Here is a 14506-nt window from a genome sequence, read left to right on the forward strand (position 1 = left end):
ATGTCTCATTAGTTGTTCGTTTAATTGTACTATTAGTATTCGCATTAGTTTTCGCCCTCCGGGGTGGGGGGCACCGCCCCTGGGGGGGGTGCCGCCCTCCGGCGTTCGCGCACGGTGCGCCCGTGTTACTTGCGCATGACCTCGGGCTCGTGCCGGCGCAGCAACCGGGCCACCACGATCCCGCAGACCACACCCATCGCCAGCAGGATGCCCATGTCCAGCACCCAGGTGCCGAGGGTGTGCTCCCAGAGCGGGTCGGTGTTGGTGGGGTCCTTCTTGTCGGGCAGCAGGACGTTCAGCGACGCGGTGGTGCCGGCCGCGGCGACCGCCCAGCGGGACGGCATCAGATAGGAGAACTGGTTGACCCCTACGGCACCGTTCAGCGTGAAGAGGCAGCCGGTGAACACGACCTGGATGATCGCGAACATGACCAGCAGCGGCATGGTCTTCTCGGCGGTCCTCACCAGGGCGGAGATGATCAGACCGATCATCATCGAGGTGAAGCCGAGCGCCATGATCGGCAGCGTCAGCTCGATACGGGTGGAGTTCGAGAAGATCAGGCCCTCGGCGGGTGCCTTCTTCAGTCCGAAGCCGATGCCGCCGATGATGGCGCCCTGCACCACGGTGATCAGGCCGAGCACGATCACCTTGGACATCAGGTACGCGGAGCGCGACAGGCCGGTCGCCCGTTCACGTTCGTAGATCACCCGTTCCTTGATCAGCTCTCGTACGGAGTTCGCGGCGCCGGCGAAACAGGCGCCGACCGCGAGGATCAGCAGCACCGTGGCGCCGTCGCCGTTACTGCGGTGGCCGGCCGGTGGGCCGAAACCGAGCCCGTAGTCAGCCGGGATGAGCGCGCCGACCGCGCCGAGCACCGCGGGCAGCAGCACCGTCAGGGCCATGAATCCCCGGTCGGAGACGATCACCGACACGTAGCGGCGGATCAGTGTGAACAGCTGGGAGCCCCAGCCCTGGGGCTTCGGCGGCTTCATCGCCTGGACCGGCGGCATCTGGACGGACTGCACCGCGACGGCGTCGATGTCCGCGGCGTACATCTGGTAGTGCTGCGAACCACGCCAGCGTCCCGCCCAGTCGTAGTCGCGGTAGTTCTCGAACGCGGAGAAGACGTCGGCCCAGCTGCTGTACCCGAAGAAGTTGAGTGCCTCCTCCGGGGGCCCGAAGTAGGCGACCGCCCCGCCCGGCGCCATCACCAGGAGCTTGTCGCAGATGGCGAGCTCGGCGACCGAGTGGGTGACGACGAGGACCGTACGGCCGTCGTCGGCCAGGCCGCGCAGCAGCTGCATGACATCGCGGTCCATGCCCGGGTCGAGGCCGGAGGTCGGCTCGTCCAGGAAGATCAGCGACGGCTTGGTCAGCAGCTCCAGGGCGACCGAGACGCGCTTGCGCTGGCCGCCGGAGAGGGAGGTGACCTTCTTCTCCTTGTGGATGTCCAGCTTGAGCTCGCGCAGCACCTCGTCGATGCGGGACTCGCGCTCGGCCTCGGTGGTGTCGGCGGGGAAGCGGAGCTTCGCCGCGTACTTCAGCGCCTTACGGACCGTGAGTTCCTTGTGCAGGATGTCGTCCTGCGGGACCAGACCGATGCGCTGGCGGAGCTCGGCGAACTGCTTGTACAGGTTCCGGTTGTCGTAGAGGACGTCACCGCGGTTGGCGGGCCGGTAGCCGGTGAGCGCCTTGAGCAGGGTCGACTTGCCGGATCCGGACGGGCCGATGACCGCGATGAGGGACTTCTCCGGTACGCCGAAGGAGACGTCCTTGAGGATGTCCTTGCCCCCGTCGACCGTCACCGTGAGGTGCCGGGCGGAGAAGGAGACCTCACCGGTGTCGACGAACTCCTCGAGCCGGTCGCCGACGAGACGGAAGGTCGAGTGGCCGACGCCGACGATGTCGTTGGGGCCGATCAGCGCCGTGCCGGACTTGGCCATCGGCTGACCGTTGATGTACGTGCCGTTGTGCGATCCGAGGTCGTGGATCTCGAAGCGGCCGTCGGGCGTGGCGACGAATTCGGCGTGGTTACGGGAGACCTGGAGGTCGGAGACGACCAGCTCGTTCTCCAGCGCACGGCCGATGCGCATCACCCGGCCGAGCGCCAGCTGGTGGAACGTGGTCGGGCTGCGGTCCCCGTACACCGGCGGGGCCCCCGTGGCGCCGCCGGCGCCATGGGCCGGGCCGCCCTGCTGCGGAACCTGAGCCTGCTGCGGCTGAGGAACCTGGTGGGCTTGTTGGGGCTGCTGCCGGCCCTGCTGGGCCTGGGCTGCCTGCTGTGGCTGGGCCGGGGCCTGCGCGAACGCCTGCCCCTGGGCCGCCTGCGCGGCGGACGGCTGTGCCTGCGCGGCCGCCTGTCCGGCTGCGGCAGCACCCGCCACCTGCGCCCCGGGACCCGAGAAGTTCAGTCCGGGGCCGTCCGTCGCGTTGCCCAGACGCACGGCGGAGCCGGGGCCGATCTCCGTCCGCTGGATGCGCTGCCCCTGCACAAACGTGCCGTTGGTGGAGCCGTGGTCCTCAATGACCCAACTACGCCCCCCCCAGCTGATCGTGGCGTGCCGCCACGACACTCTGGCGTCGTCGATCGCCAGGTCGCCCTGCGGATCACGCCCCAGGGTGTACGACCTGGACGGGTCGAGCGTCCAGGCGCTGCCATTCAATTCCAGTACGAGTTCCGGCACTCCAGCCCCACTTATTGTCCCCCGAGGTCCCCCCATCACAGGGAGTCCAGGGATGGCGAACATCGTGGGGAACTATTTCAGGCCGAGCGACGTATCGGGAACCCGGGCCGGGTGACGACCGCGTACCGAAGGGCCGCGGCCGCCCGTCGGCGGGTGCCAAAAGCTGACGGACCGGCGGAAGGAACCACGAGTACGCACTGACCCTGAGTAACCAACGCAACTCGGCTCGAAACCGGCTGCCGCGGACCCTGTCCGGTCCGCGGGACAGAGGGTGGTGCCGCGGGTCCCGCCCTATACGGTGGGGATCACCATGAGCGCATCGCAGCCCCCGAAGTCGCAGCCCCCGTCGCAGCCACCCACGTCGCAGCCCGCCGGGTCGCAGCCCGCCGGGTCGCGGTCCGCGGAGCGCGACGACTTCCCCACCCTTCTCGTGAAGATTTTCGGGAAGGACCGCCCCGGAATCACGGCCGGGCTCTTCGACACGCTGGCCGCCTACGCCGTCGACGTGATCGACATCGAGCAGGTCGTCACCCGTGGCCGTATCGTCCTGTGCGCCCTGGTCACCGCCCCGGGCCCCAACGGCCCCGACCAGGGTGAACTGCGGGCGACCGTGCACAGCTGGGCCGATTCGCTCAAGCTGGAGGCCGAGATCATCTCCGGCACCGGCGACAACCGGCCCCGGGGCAGCGGTCGTTCGCATGTGACGGTGCTCGGGAAGCCGCTCACCGCCGAGTCGACAGCCGCCATAGCGGCCAGCATCACCGCCACCGGCGGCAATATCGACCGGGTCTTCCGGCTCGCGAAGTATCCGGTGACCGCGGTGGAATTCGCGGTGTCCGGCGTGGAGACCGAACCGCTGCGCACCGCGCTCGCGATCGAGGCGTCGGCGCTCGGCGTGGATGTCGCCGTGATCTCCGCCGGCCTGCACCGCCGGGCGCAACGGCTCGTCGTGATGGATGTCGATTCGACCGTCATCCAGGACGAGGTGATCGAGCTCTTCGCCGCACACGCGGGGTGCGAGCAGGAGGTCGCCGAGGTCACCGCCCGGGCGATGCGCGGCGAGCTGGACTTCGAGCAGTCGCTGCACGCGCGGGTCGCGCTGCTGGCGGGGCTCGACGCGTCGGTCGTGGACAAGGTGCGGGCCGAGGTGCGGCTGACGCCCGGCGCCCGCACCCTGATCCGTACGCTCAAGCGGCTCGGCTACCAAGTGGGCGTGGTGTCCGGCGGGTTCACCCAGGTCACCGACGACCTCCAGGATCGCCTCGGTCTCGACTTCGCCTCCGCCAACACGCTGGAGATCGTCGACGGAAAGCTCACCGGCCGGGTCGTCGGCGAGATCGTGGACCGGGCCGGCAAGGCGCGGCTGCTGCGCCGCTTCGCCGAGGAGGCGGGCGTACCGCTCGCGCAGACCGTCGCGATCGGGGACGGTGCCAACGATCTGGACATGCTGAACACGGCCGGGCTCGGCGTCGCGTTCAACGCCAAGCCGGTGGTCCGCAAGGCAGCCGACACGGCGGTGAACGTGCCGTTCCTGGACACCGTGCTCTACCTGTTGGGCATCACCCGCGAAGAGGTCGAGGCGGCGGACGGCCTGATCGACGACGAGGCGTAACGCGCACGACGAGGAACGGCCGCGCGACCCCGGCTTCGCGGGGGCCCGGAGGCTACGCGTGCGGGGCCCAGAAGTCGGTCAGCGTGCCGACGCCGTGCTCGACGGACTTCCACGACCCGGTGAAGTCGATGACGGCGACCGCCGCGGTCGGGAAGCCGGCGCGGTTCATCCGGGCCAGCGCGTCGCCCTGCGCGCGGCCCGCCAGTGCGTCGGCGGCGGCGTGCATACCGGGGTTGTGCCCGACGACGAGGAGGTGGCGCACCTCGTCCGGGGTCTCGTTCAGCAGTGCGAGGATGTCGCCCAGCGAAGCTTCGTACAGCCGCTCCTCGTAGACCGTCCTGGGGCGGTGCGGCAGCTCCTGTACTGCCAGCTTCCAGGTCTCCCGCGTTCTGGTCGCGCTCGAACACAGGGCCAGGTCGAAGGAGAGATCGTGGGAGCCCAGCCAGACCCCTGCCGCGGGGGCGTCCAGGCGGCCCCGCTCGGCGAGCGGCCTGTCGTGGTCGGACACCTCGGGCCAGTCGGCCTTGGCGTGCCGGAGAAGGACGATCCTGCGGGACTCGGAGGTTTCAGGGGCTGTTCCCCCGGAAGACACAGCGGCGCTCATGCATTCCAGCTTCGCACGGATCGGGCCATCGGGCGCAGGGAGTTGGTGGCGGTCCTTAGAAGCTGTTGCTCACAGGGACAGACTCTCCTGGATGCGCTGCAGGACGTGCGCGACGGCGGGGTCGCCCGCCGCGGCGTGCGCCTGGCCCGGCGCGCTGATGAGCAGCAGCAGGGCGGCGAAGGCGATGGCCGGAAGCGCGACCGCCCACCACGGCAGCCGCACCTCCACACCACCCCGGGTGCGGGGGTGGGAGCTGGTGTACGTACGGGCCGACATGGCTGCCTCCGTCAAGCTCGTGGTCGCTGATGCACCTCGAACTTACGGAATGCGGAGGGCCGGCCCCATCCGGTGATCCACCCACTTCACCCTGACCCTGGCCCCCTAGGGGATGGTGGGGCTGGCCCCACCACGCCGCATCAGGGCCCCGGACGATGCCCGGCGGGTGTCAGGGCGAGATGATCGAGGCGATGACGGCGACGATCGCCATGGTGGCGAACATCGCGGTCAGCACGAGCAGGAACTTCTTCTGACCATTGGGGGGATGCGGTTCGAGCACTGGCATGGGGTCAGTCTCGCATCTCAGGATTCGTCCTCGATCGTCCGGTCCCGTCCGGCGAGGATCCCGACGGCGATCTGCGGCAGCATCAGGCCTCCCATCAGGGCGATCGGCAGTCCCCAGCCGCCACTGTGCTGGTACAGGACGCCGACAAGCAACGGTCCGGGAATGGAGATCAGGTAGCCGGTGGACTGGGCGAAGGCGGAGAGCCTGACCACTCCGGCGCCGCTCCGCGACCGCATGCCGATCATGGTGAGCGCCAGCGGGAAGGAACAGTTGGACACACCGAGCAGCAGCGCCCAGAGCCAGGCGCCGCCGGCCGGGGCCAGATAGAGCCCGGTGTATCCGGCGAGCCCGCAGATGCCGAGTGCGAGGGCTATCGGGCCCTGGTGCCGCATCCGGGCGGCCAGCCTGGCGATGACGAAGGAGAGCGGTACGCCCATCACCATGGTCACGGCGAGCAGCAGGCCTGCCGTGCCGGCCGGAACTCCGGCGTCCCGGAAGATCTGCGGCATCCAGCCCATGGTGATGTACGCGCCGGTGGCCTGGAGACCGAAGAAGCAGGCGAGCGCCCAGGCGGTGCGGCTGCGGGTGATCCGCGGTACGGGTGTGTCCTCGGGGGTCCCGCTCCCGGCGGCGTCCGCCGGTCCCGCAGCCGCTTCGTCGGTGGCCGCGGCGCTCCGGTCCTTGATCAGCACGATCCAGGGCAGCACGGCGACGGCCGCCAGCACGGCCCACACTCCGAGCCCCACCCGCCAGCTGCCGCCGAGCCCGTGCGTCATGGGCACGGTCACGGCTGCGGCCAGGGCGGTGCCCAGGGCGAGCGCCATGGAGTAGAGCCCGGTCATGGTGCCGACCCGGTCGGGAAAGTACCGCTTGACGATCACCGGCATCAGCACGTTGCTGACGGCGATACCCATCAGTGCGAGGGCGCTGGCGGCGAGGAAGCCGACCGTGCCGCCCGCGAAGGGACGGATGACCAGCCCAGCGGTGATGGCGGCCATACCCGCGCAGACGATCGCGCCGGGGCCGAATCGGCGCGCCAGCCGCGGGGCCATCACGCCGAAGACGGCGAAACACAGTGGCGGTACGGAGGTGAGCACACCGGCGACGCTGCCGCTCATGCCGAGGCTGTCCCGTACCTCTTCGAGCAGCGCGCCGAGGCTGGCGATGGCCGGGCGGAGGTTCACGGCGGCGAGGACGATAGCGGCCATCACCAGTTTGACGGTCCAGGCCGCGGGGCGCGGGGCGGCGGGACCCACCGGGGTGCGCGGCCCGGCCGCGGGGCTCAGAATCTTCGTCTCGTCGTCGGACATAGGTCCATCATAGAATCATGGGATGATTGGTTGTCCACTCCCGTCCGTCCGCCGGACCGAGCCCGAACGAGGAACACCATGGCGCTGACCTCTCCCCGGCGTTCCGCACTCGCCGACCAGGTGATCACCGAGTTGCGGAATCAGATCACCTCCGGCGAGTGGCCGGTGGGATCGCGCATTCCGACCGAGCCGGAACTGGTGGAACAGCTGGGCGTGGCCCGCAACACCGTCCGGGAGGCGGTGCGCGCGCTGGCCCACAACGGTCTGCTCGACATCCGGCAGGGCTCGGGCACGTATGTCATCGCCACCAGCGAGCTGGCCGGCGTGATGCACCGCCGCTTCGCTTCGGCCGACCCCCGGCACATCGCGGAGCTTCGGTCCACGCTCGAGTCCTCTGCGGCCCGGCTGGCCGCCGAGCGGCGGACGGAGCGGGACCTGAAGCAGCTGACCGCGCTGCTCGCCCATCGCGAGCGGACCTGGGAGGAGGGCGACGCGGAGGCCTTCGTCGCCGCCGACGCGACGCTGCACCTGGCCATCGTCAACGCCTCGCACAATGACGTACTGACCGAGCTCTACGCCGACCTGGGCGATCTGCTGCGCGACTGGCTGCGCGACGACGTGGGACGGGAGCTGCGCCCGGAGGGCTACATGGACCACGCCCGGCTGGTCGAGGCGATCCGGGCCGGCGACGCGGACACGGCGGCGGCCGAGGCGGCGAGCCACGCCTTCAACTGCCTCGGCGACCGGGGCTGAGTACGCATGCGCACACCGCGACCGCGCACCGGCCTCAGGGAGACGGGCGCGCGGTCGCACAACGGAACAGCGGAAGGCTCAGGCACCCATCATGTGCACGCCACCGTCGACGTGAATGATCTCGCCGGTGGTCTTCGGGAAGAAGTCCGAGAGCAGAGCGACGACACCGCGGCCGGCCGGCTCCGGGTCGGCCATGTCCCACTTGAGCGGGGAGCGGGTGTTCCAGACGTTCGCGAGTTCGCCGAAGCCGGGGATGGACTTGGCGGCCATCGAGCCGATCGGTCCGGCCGAGATGAGGTTGCAGCGGATGTCGTCCGTGCCCAGGTCACGGGCGAGGTAGCGCGACGTCGCCTCGAGGGCGGCCTTCGCCGGACCCATCCAGTCGTACTGCGGCCACGCGTACTGCGCGTCGAAAGTGAGACCGACGATCGAGCCGCCGGCCCCCATCAGGGGACGGCAGGCCATGGCGAGCGACTTCAGCGAGAACGCCGACACGTGCATCGCCGTGGAGACCGACTCGAAGGGGGTGTTGAGGAAGTTGCCGCCGAGCGCGTCCTGCGGCGCGAAGCCGATGGAGTGCACCACGCCGTCGAGCGAGCCGAGCTCGTCGCGGACCAGACCGGCGAGCCGGTCCAGGTGCTCGGCGTTGGTCACGTCCAGCTCGATGACCTTGGCCGGCTTGGGCAGCTTCTTGGCGATGCGCTCGGTGAGCGTCGGCCGCGGGAAGGCCGTCAGAATGACCTCCGCGCCCTGCTCCTGGGCCACCTTGGCGGTGTGGAAGGCGATGGAGGACTCCATCAGCACACCCGTGATGAGGATGCGCTTGCCGTCGAGAATTCCGCTCATGCGATCAGTGACCCATGCCCAATCCGCCGTCAACGGGGATGACGGCTCCAGTGATGTACGACGCGTCGTCGGAGGCGAGGAAGCGCACCGCGGCGGCGATCTCCTCCGGCTTCGCATACCGGCCGAGCGGCACCTGCGAGACGATGCCCGCGCGCTGCTCGTCGGTGAGCACCTTGGTCATGTCGGTGTCGACGAAACCGGGTGCGACGACGTTGAACGTGATGTTGCGCGAGCCCAGTTCACGGGCGAGCGAGCGCGCGAACCCGACCAGGCCCGCCTTGGACGCGGCGTAGTTCGCCTGTCCCGCCGAACCGAGCAGACCGACCACCGACGAGATGAGGACGACCCGGCCCTTCTTGGCGCGCAGCATGGCACGGTTGGCGCGCTTGACGACGCGGAAGGTGCCGGTGAGGTTGGTGTCTATGACGGTGGTGAAGTCCTCCTCAGACATCCGCATCAGCAACTGGTCCTTGGTGACGCCGGCATTGGCCACCAGCACCTCCACCGGACCGTGCCTCTCCTCGATCTCCTTGTAGGCCTGCTCCACCTGCTCCGTGTCGGTGATGTCGCACTTGACGGCCAGGAAGCCCTCCGGCGGCTCTCCGGAGCGGTATGTGATCGCGACCTTGTCGCCTGCGTCGGCGAACACCCGGGCGATGGCGAGGCCGATCCCCCGGTTTCCTCCGGTGACGAGAACCGAGCGGCTCAACGGATCACCCTTTCCTTGGCTGGTCTGGTACACCGAAAACCTATCGGTACCAGCCGCGACAGGAGGAATCGGCCCCTGACAGTGGCTCCGGCGAGGCACTGTCGGGTTCCTACAGTTGGCGGCGGTCGGGCCTCGGTCCGGCCCTCCCCGCGGATGTGCCGTGCGGAGGCGAAAAGCGGTCGTGAGGCCTGCTGCCGTGCTGGTAGTAAGTGGGGATGGTTACTGAACCCCTTGCTCCCCCGGACCGGCTGATCGCCGAGCGAGCCTGCGAGCGCCTGATCATCGAGTTCGTCCGCGAGCTCGACCTGGGTGACCCGGGCGAGGTGGCCGAGCTGTTCACGGCTGACGGCGTCTGGGAGTGGGCCGAGGGCGAGCGCAGGATCCAGGGCCGTGACGCACTTCGGACCTACTTCGGTTCGCGACCTGCCGACCGGCTGTCGCGCCGGGTCTGCACGAACGTCCTGGTGACCCTCACCTCCGCGTCGACAGCCACGGCGACCACCTACTTCACGACGTACCGTGTCGATGGTCATACGGCCGGCATGGCGCCTCCGCGGATCCCCGTCCAGGTGGGGCATTACGAGGACAGCTTCCGCAAGGTCGACGGCCGGTGGCTGCTCGGCACGCGTTCCACGTTTCTTGCCTTCGCGGGACCGACCGAGCGCCTTGCGCCGGCTGACACGCCGTGACGCGCACGGCGCATGGTTCACTCCGAAGCACGTCGAGAGAAGGGGAGCCCTTCGTGGCCCATGAGGTAGATCAGTCGTTCCTGGCGCTGCCGCTGCGCGCCCTCGCCGACGCGGCGCTCGCGCGGGCCCGGGCGCTGGGCGCCGAGCATGCCGACTTCCGGCTCGAGCGGGTCCGCAGTGCGACCTGGCGGCTGCGGGACGCCAAACCGGCCGGGTCGACGGACACCACGGATCTCGGCTACGCGGTGCGGGTGGTGCACGGCGGCAGTTGGGGGTTCGCGTCCGGCGTCGATCTGTCGATGGACGCCGCCGCGCGGGTCGCGGGGCAGGCGGTGGCGATGGCGAAGCTGTCCGCCCAGGTGATCAGCGCCGCCGGCTCCGATGAGAGGGTGGAGCTGGCGGACGAACCGGTGCACGCGGACCGCACGTGGGTCTCGGCGTACGAGGTCGACCCCTTCTCCGTACCGGCGGAGGAGAAGACCGAACTGCTGGCCGAGTGGTCTTCGCGGCTGCTGCGCGCGGACGGCGTGGCGCATGCGGACGCCTCGCTGATGACGGTGCTGGAGAACAAGTTCTACGCGGACACCGCCGGAACGGTGACGACGCAGCAGCGGGTCAGACTGCACCCGCAGCTCACCGCGGTGGCCGTGGACGCGGCCACCGGCGAGTTCGACTCGATGCGGACGCTCGCGCCGCCGGTCGGGCGGGGCTGGGAGTACCTGCGGGGCACCGGATGGGACTGGGACTCCGAGCTGGAGCGGATTCCGTCGCTGCTCGCCGAGAAGATGCGCGCGCCGAGCGTGGAGGCGGGGACGTACGACCTGGTGGTCGACCCGTCCAACCTGTGGCTGACCATCCACGAGTCGATCGGGCACGCCACCGAGCTCGACCGGGCGCTGGGTTACGAGGCGGCGTACGCCGGTACCTCCTTCGCCACCTTCGACCAGCTCGGCAAGCTCGCGTACGGCTCCTCCGTGATGAACGTGACGGGTGACCGCACCGCCGAGCACGGCCTCGCGACCATCGGATTCGACGACGAGGGGGTCGCCGCGCAGTCCTGGGATCTGGTCAGGGACGGCACGCTGGTCGGCTACCAACTGGACCGGCGGATCGCGAAGCTGACCGGTCTCGGCCGGTCCAACGGGTGCGCGTACGCGGACTCGCCGGGTCATGTGCCGGTCCAGCGGATGGCGAACGTGTCGCTGCAGCCGGATCCCGGCGGCCTTTCGACCGACGGGCTGATCGGAGGCGTCGAGCGAGGGATCTATGTCGTGGGCGACCGGTCGTGGTCCATCGATATGCAGCGGTACAACTTCCAGTTCACCGGCCAGCGCTTCTACCGGATCGAGAACGGCGAACTCGCCGGGCAGCTGCGGGATGTCGCCTACCAGGCGACCACCACGGAGTTCTGGGGCTCGATGGAGAAGGTCGGCGGCCCGCAGACCTACGTCCTCGGCGGGGCGTTCAACTGCGGCAAGGCGCAGCCGGGCCAGGTCGCCGCCGTCTCGCACGGGTGTCCCTCCGCCCTCTTCCGGGGCGTCAACATCTTGAACACCACGCAGGAGGCGGGCCGATGAGCCGCACCACGAAGCCGCACGAGATCGTCGAGCGAGCTCTCGCGCTGTCCACCGCAGACGGCTGCGTGGTCATCGCCGACGAGGAGTCCAGCGCCAACCTCCGCTGGGCGGGCAACGCGCTCACCACCAACGGCGTGACGCGGGGCAGGACGCTGACGGTCATCGCGACCGTCGACGGGAAGGAGGGCACCGCGTCCGGGGTCGTCTCCCGTTCCGCGGTCACCGCCGATGATCTCGAACCGCTGGTCCGCGCCGCGGAGGCCGCGGCCCGTGGTGGATCCGCGGCCGAGGACGCCCAGCCGCTCGTCGCAGGGGTCCCGGCGTCACCCGGCTTCACGGACGCTCCCGGCGAGACGACGTCGGCGGTGTTCGCCGATTTCGCACCCGCGCTCGGCGAGTCCTTCGCCCGTGCCCGAGCCGGCGGACGAGAGCTCTACGGCTTCGCCAACCACGAACTGACCTGCAGCTACCTCGGTACGTCCACGGGCCTGCGGCTGCGCCACGACCAGCCCAACGGCACGCTCGAGGTGAACGCCAAGTCGCCCGACCGGACCCGCTCCGCCTGGGCGGGACGCACCACCCGCGATTTCAAGGACGTCGACCCGGCCGCGCTGGACGCCGAGCTCGCGCAGCGGCTGGCCTGGGCGGAGCGCCGGGTGGAACTGCCGGCCGGGCGGTACGAGACGCTGCTGCCGCCGACGGCGGTGGCCGATCTGCTGATCTACCAGCTGTGGTCGTCGGCCGCCAGGGACGCCGCCGAAGGCCGTACGGTCTTCTCCCGGGCCGGCGGGGGCACCCGGGTCGGCGACCGGCTGTCGCCGCTGCCGCTGACGCTGCGCAGTGATCCGGCCGAGCCCGGTCTGGAGTCGGCGCCGTTCGTCCTGGCGCACGCCTCGGGGGACGACGCCTCGGTGTTCGACAACGGGCTGCCGCTGTCCCGTACCGACTGGATCCGCGAGGGACAGCTGGCACATCTGGTGACCACCCGGCACAGTGCGGGCCTGACCGGTCTTCCGGTGGCGCCCGCGATCAGCAATCTGGTTCTGGAGGGCGGCGGTGAGCGCTCGCTGGAGGAGATGGTGGCCGCCACGGAGCGCGGGCTGCTGCTGACCTGCCTCTGGTACATCCGCGAGGTAGATCCGGCGACGCTGCTGCTGACCGGCCTGACCCGGGACGGCGTTTATCTGGTGGAGAACGGCGAGGTCGTCGGCGAGGTGAACAATTTCCGCTTCAACGAGTCCCCGGTGGACCTGCTGTCCCGGGCCACCGAGGCCGGCCGTACCGAGCAGACCCTGCCGCGTGAGTGGGGCGACTGGTTCACCCGGGCCTCGATGCCCGCGCTGCGCATCCCGGATTTCAATATGAGTTCGGTCAGCCGGGGCGTATAACCTCTCAGACGTAGTTCCCGTGACACCGAAGGCCGAAGGAGACGCGAGACCCGTGACGGACATCGTCGACGAACTGAAGTGGCGAGGGCTGATTGCCGTCTCCACCGACGAGGACGCATTGCGCAAGGCGTTCGCGGACGGTCCCGTTACGTTCTATTGCGGATTCGACCCGACCGCGGCGAGTCTGCACCTCGGCAATCTGGTGCAGATCCTCACCATGCGCCGGATCCAGCAGGCGGGGAACCGGCCGCTGGGACTGGTCGGTGGCGCGACCGGCCTGATCGGTGACCCGAAGCCCAACGCGGAGCGCACCCTGAACGCTCCGGAGGTCGTGGCGCTGTGGGTGGAGCGGCTCCGCGGGCAGATCGAGCGCTACCTGGACTTCGACGGGCCGTACGCGGCGACGATGGTGAACAACCTGGACTGGACGTCGGGGCTGTCGGCCATCGACTTCCTGCGCGACATCGGCAAGCACTTCCGGGTCAACAAGATGATCGCCAAGGAGGCCGTCTCGCGGCGGCTCAACTCCGACGCGGGCATCAGCTACACCGAGTTCAGCTACCAGATCCTCCAGGGCATGGACTTCCTGGAGCTGAACCGGCGGTACGGCTGCACGCTGCAGACCGGCGGCAGCGACCAGTGGGGCAATCTGACGGCCGGTTCCGATCTGATCCACCGGATCGACCCGGAGACGGTGGTGCACGCACTGGCCACTCCGCTGATCACCAAGGCCGACGGTACGAAGTTCGGCAAGACGGAGTCCGGCACGATCTGGCTGGACGCCGAGCTGACGACGCCGTACGCCTTCTACCAGTTCTGGCTGAACGCCGACGACCGCGATGTCGCCCAGTTCCTGAGGATCTTCAGCTTCAAGAGCCAGGGGGAGATCGAGGAGCTGGAACGGCTCACCGAGGAGCGCCCGCAGGCCCGCGCCGCCCAGCGGTCACTTGCCGAGGAGCTCACCACGCTGGTGCACGGCGCCGAGCAGTGCGCGGCGGTCGTCGCCGCGTCGAAGGCGCTCTTCGGCCAGGGTGACCTGGCGCAGCTCGACGAGGCGACGCTGGGCGCCGCGCTCTCCGAGCTGCCGCACGCCAAGGTCGACGGCCTGCTGCCGGTCGTGGACCTGCTCGCCGAGGTCGGCCTGGTGCCGAGCAAGTCCGCGGCACGCCGGGCCGTGAAGGAGGGCGGGGCGTACGTCAACAACGCGAAGGTGGCGGGCGAGGACACCGTGCCCACGGCGGCGGATCTGCTGCACGGGCGCTGGCTGGTGCTGCGCCGGGGCAAGAAGAACCTGGCCGCGGTCGAGGTCGTGGGCGGCTAGGTCCGAAGTAACGCAGGCAGGGGGCGCGCGGTGGAAGTCGGCGCCCCCTGCTTACTCTTTCTGCTTGACCAGCTGTGTCTCAACGGGTCTGACTGCGGCCTCTGCCCCTGATAGAAGCCCAGACCTGGTCTCCGATCGCGACGATGACCACGGCGCCGGCCACCTGGAGCACGTGCCTGATCCAGTCGATACCCCGCGTGTGATTGACGCCGAGCCCGGTGGCCGCCCAGTTGCCCAGGATGCCGCCCAGGATCCCGAACACCACGGTCAGCCACAGCGGGATCTTCTGTTTGCCGGGGATGATCGCTTTTGCGATCAGGCCGAGCACCAGTCCCACGATGATGGCCCACAACCAGTTCACGTCGCCTCCTCGTGCGGCTCCGGCATGCGCATGTCCGCCCAAGTTTCGGTCTGCCCGGCACAGAGCGCATGTCGGGCGGCGCCATCCGGG

Annotated in this window: 14 protein-coding genes; 6 read left to right on the forward strand and 8 right to left on the reverse strand. The window is 69.6% G+C overall.

Annotated features, from left to right (window positions below; all coding sequences use genetic code 11):
• Window positions 1-125: 125 nt before the first annotated feature.
• Entirely contained in the window at window positions 126-2684 is a 2559-nt protein-coding gene (locus tag AB0436_RS00105; RefSeq protein ID WP_366465335.1) for an FHA domain-containing protein, read from the reverse strand.
• A 310-nt stretch (window positions 2685-2994) separates the two neighbouring features.
• On the opposite strand from AB0436_RS00105, the gene serB reads away from it, so the two are divergent.
• A complete protein-coding gene (gene serB, locus AB0436_RS00110; protein ID WP_366465336.1) occupies window positions 2995-4296 on the forward strand; it encodes a phosphoserine phosphatase SerB in 1302 nt (433 codons plus the stop codon).
• A gap of 52 nt (window positions 4297-4348) precedes the next feature.
• On the opposite strand, the gene AB0436_RS00115 is transcribed toward serB, so the two are convergent.
• The 4 genes from AB0436_RS00115 to AB0436_RS00130 form a co-directional block, all read right to left on the reverse strand.
• A complete protein-coding gene (locus AB0436_RS00115; RefSeq protein WP_366465337.1) occupies window positions 4349-4900 on the reverse strand; it encodes a histidine phosphatase family protein in 552 nt (183 codons plus the stop codon).
• A gap of 69 nt (window positions 4901-4969) precedes the next feature.
• Window positions 4970-5176: a hypothetical protein gene (locus tag AB0436_RS00120; RefSeq protein ID WP_366465338.1), complete on the reverse strand. Its 207-nt coding sequence runs from the start codon at window positions 5174-5176 to the stop codon at window positions 4970-4972.
• A gap of 169 nt (window positions 5177-5345) precedes the next feature.
• On the reverse strand, window positions 5346-5462 hold the full coding sequence (locus AB0436_RS00125) for an SGM_5486 family transporter-associated protein (RefSeq protein ID WP_365855913.1): 117 nt from the start codon (window positions 5460-5462) through the stop codon (window positions 5346-5348).
• Window positions 5463-5479: 17 nt separating this feature from the next.
• Window positions 5480-6772: an MFS transporter gene (locus AB0436_RS00130; protein WP_366465340.1), complete on the reverse strand. Its 1293-nt coding sequence runs from the start codon at window positions 6770-6772 to the stop codon at window positions 5480-5482.
• A gap of 78 nt (window positions 6773-6850) precedes the next feature.
• Between AB0436_RS00130 and AB0436_RS00135 the strand changes: the two genes are divergently transcribed.
• Window positions 6851-7525: a FadR/GntR family transcriptional regulator gene (locus tag AB0436_RS00135; RefSeq protein ID WP_366465341.1), complete on the forward strand. Its 675-nt coding sequence runs from the start codon at window positions 6851-6853 to the stop codon at window positions 7523-7525.
• Between the two features lie 78 nt (window positions 7526-7603).
• Here the strand turns inward: AB0436_RS00135 and fabI are convergent, their stop codons facing one another.
• Window positions 7604-8371, reverse strand: a complete 768-nt coding sequence (fabI, locus tag AB0436_RS00140) for an enoyl-ACP reductase FabI (RefSeq protein WP_366465342.1) — start codon at window positions 8369-8371, stop codon at window positions 7604-7606.
• 4 nt (window positions 8372-8375) lie between these two features.
• Complete coding sequence (gene fabG / locus AB0436_RS00145; RefSeq protein ID WP_366465343.1) at window positions 8376-9080, reverse strand: 3-oxoacyl-[acyl-carrier-protein] reductase; 705 nt, start codon at window positions 9078-9080, stop codon at window positions 8376-8378.
• A 215-nt stretch (window positions 9081-9295) separates the two neighbouring features.
• Between fabG and AB0436_RS00150 the strand changes: the two genes are divergently transcribed.
• From AB0436_RS00150 to tyrS, 4 genes are read left to right on the forward strand one after another with little or no spacing between them, the layout of a single operon-like run.
• Window positions 9296-9769: a nuclear transport factor 2 family protein gene (locus tag AB0436_RS00150; RefSeq protein WP_366465344.1), complete on the forward strand. Its 474-nt coding sequence runs from the start codon at window positions 9296-9298 to the stop codon at window positions 9767-9769.
• Between the two features lie 53 nt (window positions 9770-9822).
• The gene (locus AB0436_RS00155; protein ID WP_366465345.1) at window positions 9823-11346 is read left to right on the forward strand and encodes a TldD/PmbA family protein; all 1524 of its coding nucleotides are present in this window, start codon (window positions 9823-9825) and stop codon (window positions 11344-11346) included.
• The gene (locus tag AB0436_RS00160; RefSeq protein WP_366465346.1) at window positions 11343-12734 is read left to right on the forward strand and encodes a metallopeptidase TldD-related protein; all 1392 of its coding nucleotides are present in this window, start codon (window positions 11343-11345) and stop codon (window positions 12732-12734) included. Before AB0436_RS00155 ends, AB0436_RS00160 begins: the two co-directional genes overlap by 4 nt.
• Before the next feature lie 52 nt (window positions 12735-12786).
• Window positions 12787-14055: a tyrosine--tRNA ligase gene (gene tyrS, locus AB0436_RS00165; RefSeq protein WP_366465347.1), complete on the forward strand. Its 1269-nt coding sequence runs from the start codon at window positions 12787-12789 to the stop codon at window positions 14053-14055.
• 79 nt (window positions 14056-14134) lie between these two features.
• On the opposite strand, the gene AB0436_RS00170 is transcribed toward tyrS, so the two are convergent.
• Window positions 14135-14416: a GlsB/YeaQ/YmgE family stress response membrane protein gene (locus AB0436_RS00170; RefSeq protein ID WP_366465348.1), complete on the reverse strand. Its 282-nt coding sequence runs from the start codon at window positions 14414-14416 to the stop codon at window positions 14135-14137.
• Window positions 14417-14506: the final 90 nt, after the last annotated feature.

Origin of the sequence: Streptomyces sp. NPDC051322 (assembly GCF_040689485.1) — a bacterium.
In the GTDB taxonomy this organism is placed as follows: domain Bacteria; phylum Actinomycetota; class Actinomycetes; order Streptomycetales; family Streptomycetaceae; genus Streptomyces.